Annotated in this window: 23 protein-coding genes; 3 read left to right on the top strand and 20 right to left on the bottom strand. The window is 65.6% G+C overall.

Annotation, left to right across the window (positions count from 1 at the left end; all coding sequences use genetic code 11):
* Nucleotides 1-2: 2 nt before the first annotated feature.
* The 15 genes from lepB to CEY11_RS24260 all read right to left on the bottom strand — a co-directional run bounded on the left by lepB (nucleotide 3) and on the right by CEY11_RS24260 (nucleotide 13,901).
* The gene (lepB, locus tag CEY11_RS24330; protein ID WP_088606053.1) at nucleotides 3-890 is read right to left on the bottom strand and encodes a signal peptidase I; all 888 of its coding nucleotides are present in this window, start codon (nucleotides 888-890) and stop codon (nucleotides 3-5) included.
* A gap of 144 nt (nucleotides 891-1,034) precedes the next feature.
* Nucleotides 1,035-2,828 (bottom strand): translation elongation factor 4, encoded by a 1,794-nt coding sequence (gene lepA / locus CEY11_RS24325; protein ID WP_088606018.1) that lies wholly within the window; start codon nucleotides 2,826-2,828, stop codon nucleotides 1,035-1,037.
* Nucleotides 2,829-2,949: 121 nt separating this feature from the next.
* Entirely contained in the window at nucleotides 2,950-4,431 is a 1,482-nt protein-coding gene (locus tag CEY11_RS24320) for a DegQ family serine endoprotease (RefSeq protein WP_088606052.1), read from the bottom strand.
* A 19-nt stretch (nucleotides 4,432-4,450) separates the two neighbouring features.
* On the bottom strand, nucleotides 4,451-5,509 hold the full coding sequence (locus tag CEY11_RS24315) for a MucB/RseB C-terminal domain-containing protein (protein WP_088606017.1): 1,059 nt from the start codon (nucleotides 5,507-5,509) through the stop codon (nucleotides 4,451-4,453).
* Complete coding sequence (locus CEY11_RS24310) at nucleotides 5,509-6,012, bottom strand: sigma-E factor negative regulatory protein (RefSeq protein ID WP_088606051.1); 504 nt, start codon at nucleotides 6,010-6,012, stop codon at nucleotides 5,509-5,511. The genes CEY11_RS24315 and CEY11_RS24310 overlap by 1 nt, the downstream gene beginning before the upstream one ends.
* 10 nt (nucleotides 6,013-6,022) lie before the next feature.
* Complete coding sequence (gene rpoE, locus CEY11_RS24305) at nucleotides 6,023-6,622, bottom strand: RNA polymerase sigma factor RpoE (protein WP_088606016.1); 600 nt, start codon at nucleotides 6,620-6,622, stop codon at nucleotides 6,023-6,025.
* Nucleotides 6,619-7,176 carry a hypothetical protein gene (locus CEY11_RS25480; RefSeq protein ID WP_158215434.1) on the bottom strand — a complete coding sequence of 186 codons (558 nt, stop codon included), beginning with the start codon at nucleotides 7,174-7,176 and terminating at the stop codon, nucleotides 6,619-6,621. The genes rpoE and CEY11_RS25480 overlap by 4 nt, the downstream gene beginning before the upstream one ends.
* Before the next feature lie 14 nt (nucleotides 7,177-7,190).
* On the bottom strand, nucleotides 7,191-8,420 hold the full coding sequence (fabF, locus tag CEY11_RS24295) for a beta-ketoacyl-ACP synthase II (protein ID WP_088606050.1): 1,230 nt from the start codon (nucleotides 8,418-8,420) through the stop codon (nucleotides 7,191-7,193).
* 147 nt (nucleotides 8,421-8,567) lie between these two features.
* On the bottom strand, nucleotides 8,568-8,807 hold the full coding sequence (gene acpP, locus CEY11_RS24290; RefSeq protein ID WP_013742768.1) for an acyl carrier protein: 240 nt from the start codon (nucleotides 8,805-8,807) through the stop codon (nucleotides 8,568-8,570).
* A gap of 251 nt (nucleotides 8,808-9,058) precedes the next feature.
* Nucleotides 9,059-9,802, bottom strand: coding sequence for a 3-oxoacyl-ACP reductase FabG (gene fabG / locus CEY11_RS24285; protein ID WP_088606014.1), 744 nt, complete (start codon nucleotides 9,800-9,802; stop codon nucleotides 9,059-9,061).
* A gap of 4 nt (nucleotides 9,803-9,806) precedes the next feature.
* Nucleotides 9,807-10,739 carry an ACP S-malonyltransferase gene (gene fabD, locus CEY11_RS24280; protein WP_088606013.1) on the bottom strand — a complete coding sequence of 311 codons (933 nt, stop codon included), beginning with the start codon at nucleotides 10,737-10,739 and terminating at the stop codon, nucleotides 9,807-9,809.
* 115 nt (nucleotides 10,740-10,854) lie between these two features.
* A complete protein-coding gene (locus CEY11_RS24275) occupies nucleotides 10,855-11,841 on the bottom strand; it encodes a beta-ketoacyl-ACP synthase III (RefSeq protein WP_088606012.1) in 987 nt (328 codons plus the stop codon).
* Nucleotides 11,842-11,967: 126 nt separating this feature from the next.
* A complete protein-coding gene (plsX, locus tag CEY11_RS24270; protein WP_088606049.1) occupies nucleotides 11,968-13,059 on the bottom strand; it encodes a phosphate acyltransferase PlsX in 1,092 nt (363 codons plus the stop codon).
* A gap of 72 nt (nucleotides 13,060-13,131) precedes the next feature.
* A complete protein-coding gene (gene rpmF, locus CEY11_RS24265; RefSeq protein ID WP_088606011.1) occupies nucleotides 13,132-13,314 on the bottom strand; it encodes a 50S ribosomal protein L32 in 183 nt (60 codons plus the stop codon).
* Between the two features lie 53 nt (nucleotides 13,315-13,367).
* On the bottom strand, nucleotides 13,368-13,901 hold the full coding sequence (locus CEY11_RS24260; RefSeq protein ID WP_088606010.1) for a YceD family protein: 534 nt from the start codon (nucleotides 13,899-13,901) through the stop codon (nucleotides 13,368-13,370).
* A gap of 188 nt (nucleotides 13,902-14,089) precedes the next feature.
* Here CEY11_RS24260 and CEY11_RS24255 point away from each other — a divergent pair, with 188 nt between their 5' ends.
* The 3 genes from CEY11_RS24255 to CEY11_RS24245 all read left to right on the top strand — a co-directional run bounded on the left by CEY11_RS24255 (nucleotide 14,090) and on the right by CEY11_RS24245 (nucleotide 16,278).
* Complete coding sequence (locus CEY11_RS24255) at nucleotides 14,090-14,671, top strand: Maf family nucleotide pyrophosphatase (RefSeq protein ID WP_088606009.1); 582 nt, start codon at nucleotides 14,090-14,092, stop codon at nucleotides 14,669-14,671.
* A gap of 65 nt (nucleotides 14,672-14,736) precedes the next feature.
* A complete protein-coding gene (locus tag CEY11_RS24250) occupies nucleotides 14,737-15,438 on the top strand; it encodes an SAM-dependent methyltransferase (RefSeq protein WP_088606048.1) in 702 nt (233 codons plus the stop codon).
* 27 nt (nucleotides 15,439-15,465) lie between these two features.
* Nucleotides 15,466-16,278 carry an N-acetylmuramoyl-L-alanine amidase gene (locus tag CEY11_RS24245; RefSeq protein WP_269845308.1) on the top strand — a complete coding sequence of 271 codons (813 nt, stop codon included), beginning with the start codon at nucleotides 15,466-15,468 and terminating at the stop codon, nucleotides 16,276-16,278.
* Nucleotides 16,279-16,375: 97 nt separating this feature from the next.
* Here the strand turns inward: CEY11_RS24245 and CEY11_RS24240 are convergent, their stop codons facing one another.
* The 5 genes from CEY11_RS24240 to CEY11_RS24220 all read right to left on the bottom strand — a co-directional run bounded on the left by CEY11_RS24240 (nucleotide 16,376) and on the right by CEY11_RS24220 (nucleotide 20,694).
* Nucleotides 16,376-17,089, bottom strand: coding sequence for a molybdate ABC transporter substrate-binding protein (locus CEY11_RS24240; protein ID WP_158215433.1), 714 nt, complete (start codon nucleotides 17,087-17,089; stop codon nucleotides 16,376-16,378).
* A gap of 124 nt (nucleotides 17,090-17,213) precedes the next feature.
* On the bottom strand, nucleotides 17,214-18,188 hold the full coding sequence (locus tag CEY11_RS24235; RefSeq protein WP_198958982.1) for a Bug family tripartite tricarboxylate transporter substrate binding protein: 975 nt from the start codon (nucleotides 18,186-18,188) through the stop codon (nucleotides 17,214-17,216).
* A 45-nt stretch (nucleotides 18,189-18,233) separates the two neighbouring features.
* Nucleotides 18,234-19,658, bottom strand: a complete 1,425-nt coding sequence (locus CEY11_RS24230; RefSeq protein WP_088606007.1) for an amidase — start codon at nucleotides 19,656-19,658, stop codon at nucleotides 18,234-18,236.
* Nucleotides 19,655-19,888: a hypothetical protein gene (locus tag CEY11_RS24225; protein WP_088606006.1), complete on the bottom strand. Its 234-nt coding sequence runs from the start codon at nucleotides 19,886-19,888 to the stop codon at nucleotides 19,655-19,657. Before CEY11_RS24225 ends, CEY11_RS24230 begins: the two co-directional genes overlap by 4 nt.
* A complete protein-coding gene (locus tag CEY11_RS24220; protein ID WP_088606005.1) occupies nucleotides 19,885-20,694 on the bottom strand; it encodes a TauD/TfdA dioxygenase family protein in 810 nt (269 codons plus the stop codon). Before CEY11_RS24220 ends, CEY11_RS24225 begins: the two co-directional genes overlap by 4 nt.
* Between the last annotated feature and the right edge of the window lie 45 nt (nucleotides 20,695-20,739).

Raw genomic sequence — 20,739 nt, 5'->3', positions numbered from 1 at the left:
AGTTAGTGAAAAAAGCCTATGCGGCTGGGCTTGCCGAAGTTCATCCAGATGAAAAACGCGCGCCCGACAATGTTGCGATCGGGGACGAAGCCCCAGTACCGGCTGTCGAGGCTGTTGTCGCGGTTGTCGCCCATCATGAAGTAATGGCCCGGCGGCACCTTGCAGCGCACTCCGTTGACCAGATATTGGCAATTGTTACGATAAGGATAATCCGAAATCGGCATAAAGTCTTGAGGGGCCTGCTTGTTCAGCAATATGCTGTGGCTGACCGTCCCCAATTGTTCGGTATAGCGCCCCACGTAGGCCGAGCGATCCGGCTCGAAATAATCGCCGTTGCGCACGTGCGCCACTTCCTTGCCGTTGATCGACAGCACCTTGTTCTGGTAGAAGACCTCGTCGCCAGGCAGCCCCACCACGCGCTTGATGTAGTCCACGCTCGGGTCTACCGGGTAGCGGAACACCATCACGTCGCCGCGCTTGGGCGAGCCGATGTCGATGATCTTCTTGTCGATGATGGGCAGGCGTATGCCGTATTCGAACTTGTTGACCAGGATCAGGTCGCCATCCTCCAGCGTGGGCAGCATCGAGCCCGACGGAATGCGGAAAGGCTCGACCACGAAAGAGCGCAGCACGAACACGAACAAGATCACCGGGAAGAAGCTGACCGAGTATTCCACCCACCAGGAAGGCCGCAGCGCCTTGTCGCGCGCTTCCTGGCGCAGCTGCTCGGCGGCCTGCGCGTCCATGCCCGCGGCACTGTACTGTGCATTGGCCACGGCCTGCTCGGCGGCGGCGCGGCGGCGCGCCCGCAGCACGAATATGTCCAGGCACCAGACCAGGCCGGTGACGACCAGCAGCACGAAAAGAATCAGCGCGAAATCCCAGCTCATACCAAACATATCGTCCTCGTTATTTTTTATACGGGCTTGCAGGCGTGGCGGCGACCGCGTCGACAGAGCCAGGCGCGCAGCCGCAGCCCGTACGACCGGCACGGCCTGCGGCTGCGCCGCCATCTTGGCGATCGAGTATCCGCATTATTTGTCTTCGACCTTCAGGATCGCCAGGAAAGCCTCCTGGGGAATCTCCACGCTGCCGACCTGCTTCATGCGCTTCTTGCCCGCCTTCTGCTTTTCCAGCAGCTTCTTCTTGCGGGTGATGTCGCCGCCGTAGCACTTGGCCAGCACGTTCTTGCGCAGCGCCTTGACGTTTTCGCGGGCGATGACCTCGGCGCCGATGGCCGCCTGGATGGCGACGTCGAACATCTGCCGCGGGATCAGCCCGCGCATCTTCGAGACCACCTCGCGCGCCCGGTAGCGGGCGTTGGCGCGGTGCACGATCATGGACAGCGCGTCCACCCGGTCGCCGTTGATCAGCAGATCGACCCGCACCACGTCGGCGGCGCGATATTCCTTGAATTCGTAATCCATCGAGGCATAGCCGCGCGACACCGACTTCAGCTTGTCGAAGAAGTCGAGCACGATCTCGGCCAGCGGGATCTCGTAGGTCAGGTGCACCTGGCGGCCGTGATAGGCCATATTGATCTGCACGCCGCGCTTGTTGGTGCACAGCGACATCACCGGGCCGACGTATTCCTGCGGCATGAACAGCGTGACACTGACGATGGGCTCGCGGATCTCGGCGATCTGCCCCACCTCGGGCATGCGCGAGGGGCTTTCGATCATCAGTTCCGTGCCGTCGCGCTGCACCACCTCGTACACCACCGACGGCGCGGTGGTGATGATGTCCATGTCGAACTCGCGCTCCAGGCGCTCCTGCACGATTTCCATGTGCAGCAGGCCGAGAAAGCCGCAGCGGAAGCCGAAGCCCAGGGCCTGTGACACCTCGGGCTCGAACATCAGCGAGGAATCATTGAGCTTGAGCTTTTCGAGCGAATCGCGCAGTTGGTCGTATTCGCTGCTTTCCACCGGATACAGGCCGGCGAAGACCTGCGGCTTGACTTCTTTGAAGCCAGGCAGCGCCTGCGCGGCGGGCCGCGCCGCCAGGGTCAGGGTGTCGCCGACCTTGGCATGCTCGAGTTCTTTGATGCCCGCGATCACGAAGCCCACTTCGCCGGCGCGCAATTCCTTGCGTGCCTCGGACTTGGGCGTGAACACCCCGATCTGCTCGCACAGGTGGGTGGCGCCGGTGGCCATCAATAGCAGCTTGTCCTTGGGGCGCAGCGTGCCGTTGACCAGGCGCACCAGCATCACCACGCCCACGTAATTGTCGAACCACGAATCGACGATCAGCGCCTGCAGGGGCGCATCGGCATCGCCCCGGGGGGCCGGCACACGCGCCACGATCTGCTCGAGGATGTCGTCGATGCCCATGCCGGTCTTGGCGCTGGCCAGCACCGCGTCCGAGGCGTCGATGCCGATCACGTCCTCGACCTCCTGGCGCGCGGCGTCCGGGTCGGCCGAAGGCAAGTCCATTTTGTTCAGTACCGGGATGACCTCGACGCCCAGCTCGATGGCCGTATAGCAATTGGCCACGGTCTGCGCCTCGACCCCTTGCGAGGCATCGACCACCAGCAAGGCGCCTTCACAGGCCGACAGCGAGCGGCTGACCTCGTACGAGAAGTCGACGTGGCCCGGGGTGTCGATCAGGTTCAGGTCGTAGGTGCGCCCGTCTTGCGCGCGGTATTGCAGCGCCGCCGTCTGGGCCTTGATGGTAATGCCCCGCTCGCGCTCGATTTCCATGGAATCGAGCACTTGCGAGGACATTTCGCGGTCGGCCAGCCCTCCGCAACGTTGGATCAGGCGGTCGGCCAGGGTGGATTTACCGTGATCTATGTGGGCGATGATCGAAAAGTTGCGGATATGATCCATAAACCGTAAGGGAAAACCCGCAGGCCGCGGGCATAGATTGTGTCGAAGCAAAAAAAGGAGCGCATAGAGTTGCGCTCCTTGCGGCTGATTACAGCATTTTAGCCGTTTCCGACAACAGGGATCATTTTCCTGGCACGATGGTGACCCATTGAGTCTGATCGCCGCGCAGAACCAGCAGCGCCGCCGTGTGGCCGTTCTTCAGCTGCGACACCAGCTTGGAGAACTGCTCGGTGCCGGTGACGTCGACATTGTTGACGGTAAGGATGATGTCGCCCGTCTTCAGGCCTGCGGTGACCGCGGGCTCTTCGACTTCGGCAACCTGCACGCCGCCCTTGAGCTGATCCTTGCTGCGGATGTCGGCCGGCACGGGCTTGACCTTCAGGCCCAGGGAATCGGTGGGTACCGGCTTGGCCTCTTCCGGAACCGCCTTGGCCTTGCTGGGCGTGGCGGGCATTTCACCGACCTTGACGTTCAGATTGACGCTCTTGCCCTTGCGCCACACCTCCATGGCCACGCGGGTGCCAGGCTGGGTCGAGCCGACCATGCGCGGCAGATCGGTCCAGTGCGCGATGTCCTTGCCGCCGAAACGGGTGATGACGTCGCCCGGCTGCACGCCGGCCTGGTCGGCGGGGCTGCCGCGTTCCACGTTGCTGACCATGGCGCCTTCGGCCTTGCTCAGGCCTATGGCCTTGGCGACGTCGTCGCTGACCTGGCCGATCTGCACACCGATGCGTCCGCGCGTCACCTTGCCGTGGGCCTTCAATTGGTCGACCACGCGCATCACCTCATCGATGGGGATGGCCAGGGAAATGCCCATGAAGCCCCCGCTCTGCGAGATGATCTGCGAGTTGATGCCCACCACCTGGCCCGCCAGGTTGATCAGCGGCCCGCCGGAATTGCCGGGGTTGACCGCCACATCGGTCTGGATGAAGGGCAGATAGTCGCCGGTGTCGCGGTTGATGGCACTGACGATGCCGGCCGTGACGGTGGAATCCAGCCCGAAGGGCGAGCCTATGGCCAGCACCCACTGGCCCTTCTTGAGCTGGTTCGAGTCGCCGATGGTCAGCGGCGGCATGTCCTTGGCGTCGATCTTGATCAGCGCGATGTCGGTACGCGGATCGGTGCCGATCACCTTGGCCTTGTATTCCTTGCCGTTGGTGAGCGTGACGAAGATGCCGTTGGAATCGGCGACCACGTGGTTGTTGGTGAGAATATAGCCGTCGGACGAAATAAAGAAGCCCGAGCCGACGCCGCGCGGAACGGTGCGTTCCTTTTCTTTGGGCGTGGGCATCTTGTGGCGGCGCTGCTGCGGCATGCCCGGCATCTGGAAGTCGGGGCCGAAGAACCAGCGGAACATGTCGTACGGGTCGTTGCTGTCGGGGCCTATGCCCTGCGGACGCACCGGCACGGCCTCGGTAGTGCGTATGTTGACCACCGACTTCTCGGTCTTGGCCACGACGGAAGTGAAATCGGGTAGCGCCAGCGTAGGTGCCGCCGGCTGGGCCTGCGCCGCGCCCGCGGCGGAAAATGCCAGCAGCGCGGAGAGCGATGCCGATGCCATTATTCGTCTGATTCTACGGTCGGCTGCTAGGGAGGGAAACATCATAAGACTCCTTTGACTATCAAGGTTGAGGAGCAATCAACGGCACGTATTCGGTGCTCTGGGCGATGCCCCGCAGGGTATCTACCGGAACTTCGCCTATGGCGGTAAGCCAATGGTCGCCGATTCTCGTGCCAAAAATATTCATTGCTCCCTTGTGCACGGCCCCTTTGGGCGGAACCGCGTCGTGCGCGGAGCCCGTGGGCTCGATGAACACCGAAATGGCCGCCAACCCGTCGGACAGCACCAATTGGCTGACCTGCCGGCCCGCCCGCATGGAACGCGTGACCTGGGTGATGGCCTGAAACCCGGGCGGCGCGGGGATGCGCCAGCCCTGCTTGGACAGATCCACGGGCTGCACCGAGGCGCGATGCACCTGCCAGCCCTGGGTCTTCCAGCGTGAATTCAATTCGTCGGCCGAGATGCCGTGGCCGACGCGCAGCGAAGTAAAAGAGACCTGGTCGATGACGGTGCGCTGCGGGCTCAGTGTCTGGGCCTTGAGCAACAGGCTGGTGGTCGCATCGGTGCACAGCCTGTAGCCATAGCGCGCCGCATCCCGGGGGCGCAGCTCGAGCATGTGGCACTCGCGGCCCGCCACGCGGGCCTCGTGGCCCTCTCGCGTCAAGGTGTAGTTGGCCGGGATCGATTTGCCGTCGCCCAGCAGCACGCCGGGAAACTGGTCGGCGCGGCGCGGCAGCATGACGATGAGTTTTTTCTCGGGGATCAGGTACTGCACCTGCTCGTTGTGCCGGATGAACTCGCGCGGCGGGCCGTCCAGCGTATCGAGCAGCTCGCGCTCGCCGGTGCCGTCGACCAAGTGCACCACCCTAGTGGACTGCAGCTGCGCGCCTTCCTGGTAGGTGAACACGCCGGCATAGTCGGTGGATCGCGCCGCATCCTGCACCTTCTGCAGCACGGCGATGATGGAATCGGAATCGCCGCCCGGCTCGGCGGCCGCGGCGCAGGGCCCGGCCAGTGCGCCGGCCAGCGCCAGCAACAGCAGCGGCAGGCAATGGCGCCCGGCCGCGGCCTGGGGCGTACGCCGCGTGGCGCCGGGCTGAAGGTAAGCCGCGTCCGTCATTAGCGGGCGTCCCCGGCGTCGAAGGAAACCTGGCGCACCGGGCCGACACCGGCTATCTGGCTGTGGGCCGCCAGGTAGTCGCGCAGGCTGGCGTCATCGCCGGCGCTGGCCACGACCGGGGCCGAAACCGCCGGCTGCGCCGCCCCGCCGCTGAAATACGGCAGCGCCACCCAGGCCACGGAGGCCACTGCGGCGGCCACCGCCAGCCCGGACAAGCCCAGCCGCACAGGCGTGTAACGGCGGCGCTGCGGCGCCACGATGGCAGGCTCGGCGTCCAGCGCCTTGGACAGGCGCGCGTAGAACAGATCGGTGGGCTTGACCGCCAGCTCTTCGCTGCGCAGCACATCGCCGATCAGATGGTAAGTGTCCCAGACCTGGCGGCCATAGGGGGAATCCAGATCTTCGGGGCGGATCTCGCCGCCTTCACCGTCCATCCACACTGAAACCGACGATTCCCAGGAAAGCTGCTCTTCGTCCCGTATGGTTTTAGCCGCGATTTGCATGTTCATCTCCTTACCAGCGACGTTCGGCATCGTTACCCAGAACGGGACGCAATTGGGCTGCGATGGCCTCGCGGGCACGGAAAATGCGCGAACGCACCGTCCCGATGGGACAGTCCATGCTCTGGGCGATATCTTCGTAGCTCATGCCTTCAATTTCTCGTAACACGATAGCCGTACGCAATTCCTCGGGCAAGGCGTCGATGGCCGCATTGACCGTGTCGACGATCTGGCGGCTTGCCATCATGGATTCCGGCGTACTGATATCGGTTAGGTTGTCGATTTGGCTAAAAGTTTCACCATCTTCGGTTTCAATTACGCTGGGCGCGCTGGGCCGGCGGCCATTGGCGGCCTGCCAGTTGCGCGCCGTATTGATGGCGATACGGTACAGCCAGGTATAAAAAGCGCTGTCGCCGCGGAATTGCGGCAAGGCCCGGTAGGCCTTGATGAAAGCCTCCTGGGCGACGTCTTCGACCTCGCCGGGCTCGCGTATCATGCGCGACAGCAGGCGCATGATCTTGCGCTGGTACTTCAGCACCAGCAGATCGAAGGCCCGCTTGTCGCCACGGCGCACGCGCTCGACCAGTTCGGCATCCACGTCGCGCTCGCTCATGAGGCGCCGCCCTCGGCCCATGCTGCCGGCTGCGCCGGCAGGCAGACGAGCGACAGGCGCAAACGGCGCCAATCGTCGGCCGGCAAGGCAGGTTTCCAAACGGTCAGATCAAGCATGTTTTCCTTTGAGCCGGATCCGCAATCGAGAGATGGGGAAATTGCGCCGCCTCGCCCTGTTGCAGCCGCCGCCCGCGGTTTGGCGCCCCGCCCTTGTTTGCTCGCGGATTCATGTGAGTCGGCCGGCGCCGCGGATGCGAAGCGCAAGGTCAGCCAGCCGCTGGACGGCCAGGCGAGCACCAGCCGTAGCCGGCGCCGCTCGTTACCGCGTTGCAGCATCCAGCCGTGTACCGGGTGCAGTTCCAGATGAGCCCGCTGCCAGGGGCTGCGCCAAGGCCGGCGCAGGCCTAGCCAGGCGGCCGTCGGCACCAGCAGGCAGGCGGCCGCCTGCGGCCCGCAGGCCAGCCCGACCGACGCGAAAGCCGCCGCGCCCACGCCCGCAGCGCCCAACGTCGCCCAGAGCGGGCGTCGCAACGGCCATCGCACGGTACGGGCCACGGTGCGGTTCGGCCTCAGAACCGCCGAACCACCATCGACCCGTTGGTTCCGCCAAAGCCGAAGGAATTCGACAATGCCACGTCGATCTTCAGGTCGCGCGCCTGGTTGGCGCAGTAGTCCAGATCGCACTCTGGATCCTGGTTGAAGATGTTGATGGTCGGAGGCGAAATCTGGTGATGGATAGCCAGGGTAGTGAAAACCGCTTCGATGCCGCCCGCCGCGCCCAGCAGGTGTCCGGTCATGGACTTGGTGGAATTGACCACCAGCTTGTAGGCGTGTTCGCCGAAGGCGAGCTTGAGCGCTTCGCTTTCATTCTTGTCGCCCAGCGGCGTAGAGGTGCCGTGCGCATTGACGTAGCTGACCTGGTCGGCATTGACCCCACCGTTGCGCAAGGCGTTGAGAATGCCATGGCGCGGCCCCTCGCGGTCGGGCGCGGTGATGTGGTGGGCGTCGGAGCTCATGCCGAAGCCGGCGAATTCGGCATAGATGCGGGCGCCGCGCTTGCGCGCGTGTTCGTATTCTTCGAGCACCAGCACCCCGGCGCCCTCGCCCAGCACGAAGCCGTCGCGGTCGCGATCCCAGGGGCGCGAGGCGGTGGCCGGATCGTCGTTGCGTGTGGACAGGGCGCGCATGGCGGCAAAGCCGCCGATGCCCAGCGGCGAAACCGTGGATTCGGTGCCCCCCGCCAGCATGACGTCGGCGTCGCCGTATTCGATGAGGCGGGCCGCATCGCCTATGGAATGCAGGCCCGTGGTGCAGGCCGAGACCACCGCGTAGCTGGGGCCCTTCAGGCCCAGCTGGATGGACAACTGCCCCGCCGCCAGGTTGATCAGGGAGCCCGGTACGAAAAACGGCGAAATGCGGCGCGGGCCGCGTTCCAGATATTCGACCTGCGTATCTTCGATGCGCGGCAGGCCGCCTATGCCTGAGCCCACGATGACGCCGATGCGATCGGCGTTGGCTTCCGTGACTTCGAGGCCGGAGTCATGCCAGGCCTGCTTGCCCGCCGCCAGGCCGTAATGGATGAAGGTATCCATCTGCTTGGCTTCTTTGGCGGAAATGATCTGCGTGATGTCGAAATCCCGGACTTCACCCGCGATGTGGGAAGTGAGTGCCGAAGGATCGAAACGCGAAATGCGCCGGATGCCCGAACGGCCATTGACGATGTTGTCCCAGGCGCTATCGATATCGTTTCCGACCGGGGATACGATGCCCAGGCCGGTAATGACGACGCGTCGCTTCACGTATGACTCCTCTTGAAAGACCAAGGCGGTTCGCAGCGAATATGCGGCCGCCCGCGCAAGGCGCGGTGCAGCGACAGACATATTCTCCGGAAACCGCCCCGGTGAGGCCCGGTCGACCACCGGGCCCGCGCCACGAATTTATTAGACTTACTGCTTGCTATGCGACGAGATGTAGTCGACAGCCTGCTGCACCGTCGTGATCTTTTCGGCCTCTTCATCGGGAATCTCGGTTTCGAATTCGTCTTCGAGTGCCATCACGAGCTCGACCATATCGAGCGAATCGGCACCGAGGTCGTCAAGGAAGGAAGACTCGTTTTTGATCTCGGCTTCGTTCACGCCAAGTTGTTCAGCGACGATCTTCTTGACGCGCTGTTCGATGCTTTCCATGCAGTTCTCCAAATGGGGAAAATTCCCGCGAATTATAGCCAAACGCAAAAATTTATAGTTGTTGGCCTAGATAAAAAAACGGCACTCCGGGCTTGCCCGCCGCGGGCGCCGATAAGGCCCGCCGTCCACCCGGAACCACCCCTTTGGGACGAATTTTACCCCGTCCCGTCCATATCCGGCCGCTGCCGCTTGCAAGCTGCAGCCGTTGCGCGGCGGCGCTGGCATCCAGGACGCCAGCGCCGCCGCATGTCTTACATGTACATCCCGCCATTGACGTGCACCGTGGTGCCGGTGATGTAGGCGGCCTGCGGGCCGGCCAGGAAGGCCACGGCCTGCGCCACGTCGGCGGCCGAACCCAGGCGTCCCAGCGGGATCTGCGCCAGGATGGCCGCCGTCTGCGTCTCGTTCAGCGCGCGCGTCATGTCGGTTTCGATGAAGCCGGGCGCCACGCAATTGACCGTGATGTTGCGGCTGCCCAGTTCGCGCGCCAGCGCCCGCACCATGCCGGCCACGCCGGCCTTGGCCGCGGCGTAATTGGCCTGGCCCGGGTTGCCGCTGGAGCCGATCACCGAGGTGATGCAGATGATGCGCCCCCAGCGGGCCTTCATCATCGGCTTCATGACCGCGCGCGACAGGCGGAAGACCGCCGTCAGATTGGTCTCGAGCACCGCGTTCCAGTCGTCGTCCTTCAGGCGCATGGCCAGGTTGTCGCGCGTGATGCCGGCGTTGTTGACCAGGATCTGCGGGCCGGCGCCGTCTTGCGCCAGCTCGGCCACCAGCCGGTCGCAGGCAGCCGCGTCATTGACGTTGAGCACCACGCCGCGCCCGCCCGAGGCGGCCAGCATTTCGGATATCGATTCGGCGCCCTCGGCAGACGTGGCGGTGCCCACCACCCGCGCGCCGCGCGCGGCGAGTTCCAGCGCGATGGCCTTGCCTATGCCGCGGGTGGCTCCGGTGACCAGGGCCAGCTTGCCCTCGAGTTGTTCGTCGTGCATGGCCTTATCCTCGTAAAGTTTCCAAAGCCGCCTGCAGGGAAGCCGGGTCGCTGATCGCCAGGCCCGTCAGGTCGCGGTCTATGCGCTTGGTCAGGCCATTGAGCACCTTGCCCGGGCCGCATTCGACCACGTGCGTGACGCCGCGGGCCTTCATGGCCTGGATCACCTCGACCCAGCGCACCGGGTGCCAGGCCTGGCGCACCAGCGCGTCCTTGATGGCGGCGGGCTCGGCCGGACTGGCCACATCGACGTTATTGATCAGGGGAACGCGCGGCGCGGCGACCTCGATGCCCTGCAGCGCGCGCTGCAATACGGCCGCGGCGGGCTCCAGCAGCCGCGAATGGAACGGCGCCGACACGGGCAGCACCAGGGCGCGCTTGGCGCCGGCGGCGCGGCATAGTTCGCAGGCGCGCTCGACCGCCGCCTTGTGGCCGGCGATGACCACCTGCGCAGGCGCATTGAAATTCACGGCTTCGACCACTTCGCCCTGCGCCGCCTCGGCGCAGGCCGCCAGCACGGCGGCATCGTCCAGGCCCAGCACCGCGGCCATGCCACCCGTGCCCACCGGTACCGCCGCCTGCATGGCGTCGGCGCGCACGCGCACCAGCGACACGGCGTCTTCCAGGCGCAGCGAGCCGGCCGCGGTCAGGGCCGAGTATTCGCCCAGGCTGTGGCCGGCCAGCACTTCCGGGGCCGGGCCGCCGGCCGCGATCCAGGCCTCGTAGACGGCCATGGCGCTGGCCAGCATCGCCGGCTGCGTATTGGTGGTGAGGTTGAGCTGCTCGGCCGGCCCCTGGGCGATCAGGGCGCCGAGATCCTGTCCCAGAGCCGCCGAAGCGCGATCCAGCACCCCGGCGACGGCTTCGTTGCCGGCCCAGGCGTCGAGCATGCCGACCGACTGCGAACCCTGCCCGGGGAAGACGAAGGCGATTTTCATAGCGTAGCGTTCCGTTGGGGGGCGGTTCACTTATATATTGATATCGTGTCCGGCACGGCGGCGCAGACCTGCAGCGCCCGCGCGGCCGCCCCTGCGCCGCGCCAGGCTTGCCATTCTACATGCGGGCCAGCACCGAGCCCCAGGTGAAGCCGCCGCCCACGCCTTGCATCAGCACCAGGTCGCCGCTGCGCACGCGGCCGTCGCGGCGCGCCGCATCCAGCGCCAGCGGTACGCTGGCAGCCGAGGTATTGGCGTGCTTGTCCAGGGTAACCACGACTTTCTCGGTGGGGATGCCCAGCTTGCGGCTCAGGAAATTGAGGATGCGTACATTGGCCTGGTGCGGAATCATCCAGTCCAGGTCGGACAGCGCCACCCCGCCCTGCGCGCATACGTCGCGCGCCGATTGCGCCAAAGACGTGACCGCCAGCTTGAACACTGCCTGCCCGTCCATGCGCAGGAAGGGGTCGCCTTCCACCTTGCCGTGCGATACATTGCCCGCGGCGCTCAGTATCTTCATCTGGCTGCCATCGGCATTGAGCTGGGCGGCCATTATGCCCGGCTCGTCGCTGGCCTGCAGCACCACCGCGCCGGCGCCGTCGCCGAACAGCACGCAAGTACCGCGGTCGTTCCAGTCGAGGATACTGGAGAAGACCTCGGCACCGATCACCAGGGCCGTGCGCGCCCGGCCGACGCGTATCAGGGCCTCGGCCGTGGCCAGGGCATAGACGAAACCGCTGCACACCGCCTGCACATCGAAGGCTGCACCACCCTTGATGCCCAGGTTGGCCTGCACCAGGCAGGCCGTGCTCGGAAACACGAAATCGGGGGTGGACGTGGCCAGCACGATCAGGTCGACGTCGCCGGGCTGCACGCCGGCGTCCTGCATGGCCAGGCGCGCGGCCTCGGTGGCCAGCGCGCTGGTCTTGACGCCGGGGGCGGCGATGTGGCGCTGGCGGATCCCGGTGCGCTCGACGATCCACTCGTCCGAGGTCTGTACGCCCCGGCTGGCCAGTTCCGCGGCCAGTTCGTCATTGGACACGATGCGGGGCGGCAGGCAGCCCCCCGATCCCGTTATCTTGGCATAGGGCATGTGCGGTCTCATGTCGGCTTGCGCACGCGCGCCCGGAGCAAAATGGAAAAGCCCGGATACGGCGCAGTTGCTGCCGCCCGCGCCGCACCCGGTGTATCGGGGCGGCACGCAGGCAGCGAACGTAGGGATTGTTGCATGTCAGGTGCCCACCCGGGGCACGGGGGATTGCGCCAGCCCGGCAGTGCCGGACAGCGCAGCGGACTGATCCGCGGCGTCCTGCAGGCTCTGGCGCAGATGGCCGATGGCGCTGGTGGTGCCCGAAAGCAGGCCATTCTGCACCGCCTCGTGGGCGCGCTTCAGGGCGCAGCCGAAAGCGTAGACATCGGCCGAACCGTGGCTCTTGATCACAATGCCACGCAGGCCCAGCAGCGCCGCGCCGTTGTAGCGGCGATTGTCTACTTTGTCGCGGAAGCGGTTGAGCACCGGCGTCGCCAGCGCCCCGGCCACCAGCGACAAGGGGTCGCGCTTGAATTCCTGGCGCATCATGTTGGCAACCATGCGGGCCAGCCCTTCGAGCGACTTGAGCACCACATTGCCCACGAAGCCGTCGCAGACGATCACGTCGACAGTGCCCTTGCAGATGTCGTCGCCTTCGACGTTGCCGTAGAAGTTCAGGCCGCTGGCGCGCAGCAGCTCGGCGGCCTGCTTGACCACTTCGTTGCCCTTGATGACTTCTTCGCCGATGTTCAGCAGCCCTATGGTGGGCTGCTCGCGGCGGTCGACGGTCTTGGCCAGGGCGGCGCCCATGATGGCGAACTGCAGCAGATGCTCGGCCGTGCAGTCGACATTGGCGCCCAGGTCGAGCATGGTGGTCGCCCCGCCCGTCTGGTTCGGGATGGAAGTGGCGATGGCCGGACGGTCGATGCCGTCCAGCGTCTTGAGCACGTAGCGGGTGATGGCCATCCAGGCGCCGGTATTGCCCGCGGATATGCAGGCGTCGGCCAGCCCGTCCTTGACGGCCTGCGCGGCAACCCGCATGGACGAGTCTTTCTTGCGGCGCAACGCCACCTCTACCGAATCGTCCATCAAGACGACTTCGGACGCGGGCAGTATCTGGCACCAGTCACCGCTGTCGCGGCCATGCTGGTCGAGCATGGCGCGTATGCGGGCCTCGTCACCGACCAGCAGGAAACGCGTATCCGGATGCTGCTGCGCGAACTGGCGCGCAGCCGGAATCGTGACCGGCAAGCCGATGTCCCCACCCATGCAATCGATAGCGATTCGAATCACGGTTGTAGCCATCGGAAGCGCGTACCGTTGCCGTGTCTCGAAAAGGACACTATGGCCGCGCTCGCGACGTGATTACTCGTCGTTCTTGGTCTTGACGACCTTGCGGCCACGATAGATGCCGTTGGGGCTGATGTGATGGCGCAGGTGTATTTCGCCCGAGGTCGGTTCGACAGCGGTGGCCGGATTGGACAGAAAATCGTGCGAGCGATGCATGCCGCGCTTGGACGGACTTTTCTTGTTTTGTTGAACAGCCATGATGACTCCTGGAAAACAGGCCGCAATTGTACCTGCAAGTTGATCGAAAAAACTCAATTCTTTTTCAGCCTGCCCAGCGCCGCGAACGGCGAGGGCCTGCCTAGACTGCTATCGGGTGCGGCACTGGCCGCGCCGTCGCCGGACGGCTTCGGCGCATCGGGACACTGTTCGTGCTTGGGCACATAAGGCACCGCGAGGATCAATTCGTCCTCGACCAGCGCCAGTACGTCCAGCCGCCGCGAGGCGACGATGCGTTCGACGGGCTCCGCCCCTTCGTCGCCGCCCCCGTCGTCGAGCTGGGCCGCGCTGGCCACCACTTCCAGGGTGCTGGAAGCATCCAGCGGCCACACGAAAGGCGACAGGCAGCGCTGGCATTCCAGCACGATCCCGGCCGCGACGTGCAAATGCAGGAAACGGCGCCCCAGCGCATCCTGCTCGCCGCGCAGCGACCAATCGGCCTGCGCATCGCCCTGGGCGGGCAGCCCTTCGAGCAGACGCGCAAACCGCCGCAACGGGACACGGCCTTCCAGCCGCTGCCCCAGGCGCGTCAGTTCATACGTATCGATATAAGGGTCGGAAACACCCATGGCAGTACTCTGCCTCCCCTGTTTTCTGCCGCCCCGAACTTTTTCAGAAAGAAAGCGGCAAAAACCCAAAGTGGCAAAACCATAGCCATAGCTGCAAAACATATCGCAGCCAAATCGGCAGAAACATTAGATAATAGCCTTTTCCGCCTTTTGCAGTCAAACCAAACCCCCCAGCTTACCCACACCGCATGCATCTCATCCTGGCCTCCAGTTCCCGCTACCGTCAAACCATGCTGGCGCGCCTGCGCGTGCCCTTCGAAGCCATCGCCCCCGAAGTCGACGAGACTCCGCGCCCGGGCGAGCCTCCGGCCAAGCTGGCGCTGCGGCTATCGGCCGCCAAGGCCGATGCGGTCGCCGCGCGCCACCCCGGCGCCCTGGTCATCGGTTCCGACCAGGTGGCCACGGTCGACGGCGAACCCATCGGCAAGCCCGGCGACTTCGAGCGCGCCCGCGCGCAGTTGCAAAGGCTCAGCGGGCGCACCGTCGAATTCCACAGCGCCTTGTGCGTCACCGACGGTCGCCGCCGCGAAATCTCCGACGTGGTCACCCTGTGCCGTTTCCGCACGCTGGACGAGGCCGCCATCGACACCTACCTGCGCCTGGAAGAACCCTACGACACGGCCGGCAGCGCCAAGGCCGAGGGCCTGGGCATCGCGCTCATGGAAGAAATGCGCTCCGACGACCCCACCGCCATCATCGGCCTGCCGCTCATCGCCCTGGCCGGCATGCTGCGCTCGTTCGGCTTCGATCCCCTGCGGGAGGCCCGGTGAACCAGTCCGCGCCGCAGCCCGCACAAGACGCCCCGGCCGCCAGGCAAGACAAGCCGCGCGGCACCCTGCACCTGATTCCGGTCGGCCTGGGCGAGGCCGCGCCGGAACTCTGGCTGCCGCAGGCCGCCCGCGAACTCGCCGCGGGCCTGAACACCTATATCGCCGAAAACGCCAAGACGGCGCGCGCCTTTCTCAAGCTCATCGGCACCCACGCGCCGCTGCAGGACATCACCATCCACACCCTGGATCGCAAGACCGATGCCGCGCAGATGCGCGCCTGGCTGCAGCCCCTGCTGGCCGGCGGCGACATCGGCCTGGTGTCCGAGGCCGGCTGCCCGGCGGTAGCCGACCCGGGCGCGCGCGTGGCCGCGCTGGCGCATGGCATGGGCCTGCGCGTGCGCCCCTGGGTCGGCCCTTCCTCCATCCTGCTGGGGCTGATGGCCAGCGGCCTGGACGGCCAGCGCTTCGCCTTCCACGGCTACGCGCCGGTCGACGCCGCCGAGCGCGCGCAGCGCCTGCGCGCCTGGGAAGACGCCTCGCGCAAGCAGGAACAGACCCAGATCATGATCGAAACCCCCTACCGCAACGCCGCGCTGTTCGAGGCGCTGTGCCACACCCTTAAAGGCAGCACCCGGCTGTGCGTGGCACGCGCCCTGACCACCCGCGACGAATGGATCCAGACCCGCGCCGTGTCCGACTGGAAGAACCGCCCCGCCCCGGAACTGAGCAAGCTGCCCACTCTGTTCCTGTTCCTTGCGGCGCGCTAGGGCCTGTTGACGCTAAGGAGGCTATCCATGGGTAAGGGCACGCCGGCCATGCTCGCCCGCGCACTGCGCGGCCTGGCGGCAGCCGGCCTGGCGGCACTGCTGGCCGCCTGCGGCACCGTACACCAGCCCGCCCTGCGCATAGACCACAGCATCCAGGCCAAGAGCCAGGACAGCCGCGTCAGCGTCATCGTCCTGCACTACACCGTGGCCGGCAACGCCGCCGCGCTGGACATCCTGTCGCGCGGCAACGTCAGCAGCCACTATCTGATCACCGACGCGCCCACACCCCACGTCTACCAGCTGGTCGACGAAAACCGGCGCGCCTGGCACGCGGGCGTAAGTTCCTGGTACGGCCGCAGCGACCTCAACGCCAGCTCCATAGGCATCGAGATCGTCAATCGCGGGCCGCTGGGCGACGGCCGCTGGGCGCCCTATAGCCGCGCGCAGATAGCCACCCTGACCACCCTGCTGCACGGCATCATCCGGCGCCACCAGATCAAGCCCTTCAACATCGTGGGCCACAGCGACATCGCCCCGCAGCGCAAGACCGATCCGGGCCCGGCCTTTCCCTGGGCACAGCTGGCCCGCGCTGGCATAGGCCGCTGGTACGACGCCGACCAGGCACGCCAGTACCGCCTGCGTTTCGAACAAGAGGGGCTGCCGCCCATCGACTGGGTGCAGCGCCAGCTGCGCCGCGTCGGCTACGACGTGCCCGACAGCGGCCGGCTCGACCCGGCCACGCGCCGCGTCATCGCCGCCTTCCAGATGCACTACCGCCCCGCCGACTACAGCGGCGAGCCCGACGCCGAGACCCTGGGCATATTGCAGGCGCTGCCATAGCGCCGTAGACACCTGAGTCAGAGTCTGTTGACATCCAGGCCCTGCAGGCACCGGGGCCTGCCCCCCAAAAGCAGCACCCCACTAGGACGAACAGGCCTCAAGACGGATCCGCGGCCGGAAGGCTTCGTGCAAACCCCATGCGCTCGAAGTGCGCGCGTGTTTCGGCGCTGCCCAGGAACTCCCCGAACTCGCGCGCCGGCTCGCTACTACCCGTGGCCAGGCCGGCGGCATAGGTCGTCAAGCGCTGCAGGCCCTGCGGCAGCATGCCGGCCAGGGCCACGTCGGCGCTGGCAAGAATGATGGAAGACTGCGTCGCCCCCATTTCAACACTGCCCTGGGCGACCTTTTCCACGACCTCGACGCCCAGGCGGGCCAATACCGTCTTGCCGGCCAGCTCGGGGCCTATGCCCAGTTTCTCGATGACCCAGGAGAAATGGGTGCCGCTGGAATCGCCGTGGGCGGGATCCCCGTATGTCAGCGAGCCCGCGCCCAGCAAGGCCTGGCGCAAGGCCGCCGGGCTCGATACGTCGGGCAAGGGGCGGCCTTTGCGCACGACCACCCCGACCCCGGTCGTGCCTATGTCGAAAATCGTTCCAGGCTCGACCAGCCCGGCCTGCTCCAGCTCTTCCAGGGTTGGACGGCTGAGTATGAACATGTGCACGCGTTCGCCCGCGAGAGCCTTGCGCTTGAGCCCGCCCGCTGGGCCGAAAGTGCAATTCAACTTGAGCCCGCGCCGGCCCTCGAACTCCGCGGCCGGCGCGGCCAGCGCCGCCTTCGCCGCACCGGCGCAAAATACTTCGATCTGTTCCACGGATACTCCTGTGTAGTGTGCCCCAGGCACCCGGCATGGCGGGCCGCCCCAGCCCCGCACGGCCGCAGCCAGGCTCATGAGCTATAGACTGGGAATCTTGGGCTATAAGACTGGGAATCCTGGGCTATAGACTGGGAATTTTGGCGTCGTCGACGATCTTCGCATACTTCTGGATTTCATCCCGCAGATAGCGTTCGAACTCGCCACGGCTCATCGACATGGCGCGCACGCCCACGCCGGCCCAGGACTGGCTGAGCTTTGGCGAGCCGGTAATCGACGTCACCGCGGCGTTCAATTTGTCGAGTATTGGCGCCGGCGTGCCGACCGGCGCCGCCAGGCCGACCAGCACGGTTGCCCGATAGCCCTTCAGGCCGGCCTCGTCCAGGGTGGGCACGTCGGGCAGCACCGCGGAGCGCGACGGGCCCGCGGTCGCCAGGGCGCGCACCTTGCCTTGCTTGATGGACGAAGCCATGGTTGCGACCGAATCGAACATATAGGCCACCTGGCCCGACAACACCGCCATTCTGGCTTCGCCACTGCTCTTGTAGGGCACGCGCGTAACGTTGATGTGCGCCATGGACTTGAACAGCTCGCCGGCCAGGTGATAGGGCGTCCCGACGCCCGCGCTGGCGTAATTCAGCTTGCCCGGCTCGGCCTTGGCAAGAGCGATCAGATCGCCCACGGTATGCACCTTGAGCTTGCTGTTGACCACGAGCACCAGATCGGCCTCGTTGATCGGCGCCACGGCCGTGAAGTCGCGCAAGAAAACATAAGGCCGGTTTTTCCTTAAAGACTCGCCGATGAGCTGGGCGTTTCCGGTCGTCAACAAGGTGTAGCCATCCGGCTTCGCGTGCGAGGCGTAAGCGGTGCCCACCACGCCCCCGGCCCCCACTTTGTTTTCGACAATGAAAGGCTGGCCCAGCTTGCGCTGCAGTTCAGCCGCCACCACACGCGTGTACTCGTCGGCGGAACCGCCGGCGCCGAACGGCACCACGATCGTCACAGGATGATCGGGATAAGGCCCCGCCGCATGCGTGGGCGCCGACAGGACAGCCGCCCCGGCCGCTAGCGACGCAAACATCAAATTCCGGAATTTCATGTGCATCTCCTTTAGATCCGTATGGCCGGCTCGGGCCATTCATGCTCACAAGACAGGTGCAGCCTCGTGGAAACCCGTGGCCTGCTCGAAAGCGTGGGCGACGTGAAGCAACTTCCCTTCCTGAAAAGGGTGGCCAAGCAATTGAAATGCAAGCGGCAGGCCGGCGCGGCAAAAACCCGCGGGCACACTGAGCGCGGGCAGGCCCAGAAGATTGACGGGCCGGGTCAGCAGATTCATCTGCGCCCGAATCCGCATCGCCCGGGCATCATTGGCGCCGGCGTCGAGATCTGCGATTTTCTGTACCGGATCCGGCAAGACCGGCATATGCAGTACATCCACGCCGCCCATGGCCGAGCGCAGGAACTGCGCCAGCAGGCGCGGACGCAGGCGCAAGGCATCGAGATACAAGTGCACCGGAACAAAGAAGCCCGCCTCGGAGCGGGACAGAACCTGCGGCGTATAACTGCTTCGGTACTCGCCTAGCCAGGGCCGGTGCATGCTGGCCGCCTCGCATTTACCGATCAATTCGGCAATGCGGAACATGGGTTCCATGTCGACCGCCCCCAGCGGGACGATCACGGCCCCCAAGCCCTTCAGAACCTCGAGGCTCGCATCCAGCGCCCCCTGAACCTGCGGATCTATGGAAATTGCGGACATATCCGGCACTCCCACCCGGATACCCTTGATCGGCCCATCGAGCTGCGCAAGATAATCGGGAACCGGCCTGGCGCTGGCCGTCGCATCGCGCGTGTCGCCCCCCGCAATCAGGCCGAGCACCAGGGCACAGTCGGCGGCGCTGCGCGCCAGCACGCCTATGTGATCCAGGCTCCAGAACCGGGGCATGCAGCCATAGCGGCTCACCCTGCCGTAGGTGGGCTTCAGGCCGAGCACGCCATTGGCCGCCGCCGGCACGCGCACGGATCCCCCCGTATCCGACCCGAGCGCCGCATATACCAGCCTGGCGGCAACCGCCGTCGCCGATCCGCTGGAGGAGCCGCCCGCGATATAGTCTTTATTCCAGGCATTGCGACAATGGCCGTAATGCCCGTTATGGCCGGTCGGATTGGCGGCGAACTCCGACATATTGAGCGTGCCCACTTGTATGGCCCCGGCCGCGTCCAGGCGAGCCAGTACGGTGGCCGTTCTATCGGCGCGCCAATTGCGGCGGATCGCGCTGCCCCCCGTCGAAACCTCTCCTGTGCGATAGAACAGGTCTTTGTGGGCCAGCGGCACGCCATGCAGCGGCCCCAGCGCTGCGCCGCCGGCCTCGCGCAATCGATCGCATTGCTGCGCGCGTGCCAGTGCCGCGTCCCGATCGAGGCGAATGAAGCAATTGCGGGATGGCTGCCAGGCATCGATGCGGTCGAGACTGGCCGCCAGCACGTCTTGCGCCCGCAGCGCCCCCGACGCGATCAGGCGGGACACCGACACCAGGTCGAGGCTGGTCGCGTCGCTGTCTGCGGAGCTCACGGCGCATGCTCCTCGAGCATGCTCAAAAAGGCGGCAGGCTCGTCATCGAATTCCAGGGGCGATTCCATCGATGCGGCAGCGCTGGCCACCGCCTCGCACAGCGGCCCAAGCTCTTGCGCAAGCTGGGCGGCCCGTTCAGGCAAAATCGCATAGCCCAGCACGCCCTCGGCCATACTGCTTATGGTCGCGGCATCGGGCGCCACGCTGGCACGGGAATCAGGCCGCGTCATAGCCTTGGCGCCTCGGCCGCCTTCACGTAGACGCGATAGCCGGAACGCACGTGCGGCCAGAAGTCGGAAATGACCTTGTGCAGCGTGCACCGGTTGTCCCAGAACGCGATCGAATGGGGCTGCCAGCGGAAGCGGCACGACCATTCCACGCGTACGCAGTGATCGAACAGGAATTGCAGGATGTGGCGGCTCTCTCTGTCGGACAGGCCGTTTATCTTCGTCGTGAAGCCAGGATTGACGAATATCGCCTTTTTGCCGCTGTCGGGGTGGCGCACGATCACCGGATGCGAAGTGGCCGGCGAACCTTCGCCGTACGAACGCGCGCCGTCATGCACGGCCGTCAAGCCTTCCAGATAGTGCTGCATGCGCTCGGACAAATCGTCGTATGCCGCATACATGTTCATGAAGAGCGTGTCTCCCGCCCCGTCGGGCGGAATCGTGTGGTTGTAGAGCACGCTCACGGCCGGGGGAATCTCGGCACAGGACTGATCGCTGTGGAATTCACGCTCGGTGACGCGCTTGGACGTTTCGTCGAAATGGTAGCGCCTGACGAACGGATTGTCGGTAGGCTTGCTGTTCGACCTGACGCCGACGTGGCCGGCAAGCTCGCCGAAGTACTGGCCGGCCCGCACCAGATCGTCGAACGAAATTTTCTGGTCGCGCAGGAAAATGACCTGGTAGCGCACAAGCGCGCGCCGCAACTCGTCCCGCTGCGCCGGCGACAAGGGCCGGGTAAGATCGACATTGCCTATCTCGGCGCCTATCTTGGGCGACATCGGGGTCACGGATATCAATTCGTATTCCATTTTTCCCTCTCTTGCCGGCCGGGCGCACGCCCATCGGGCACGCGT

It is taken from the genome of Candidimonas nitroreducens, from assembly GCF_002209565.1.
Taxonomy (GTDB): Bacteria; Pseudomonadota; Gammaproteobacteria; order Burkholderiales; family Burkholderiaceae_B; genus Candidimonas; species Candidimonas nitroreducens.
Note: the sequence above shows the minus strand (reverse complement) of the source record. Positions and strands in the feature narration are given on the sequence as shown.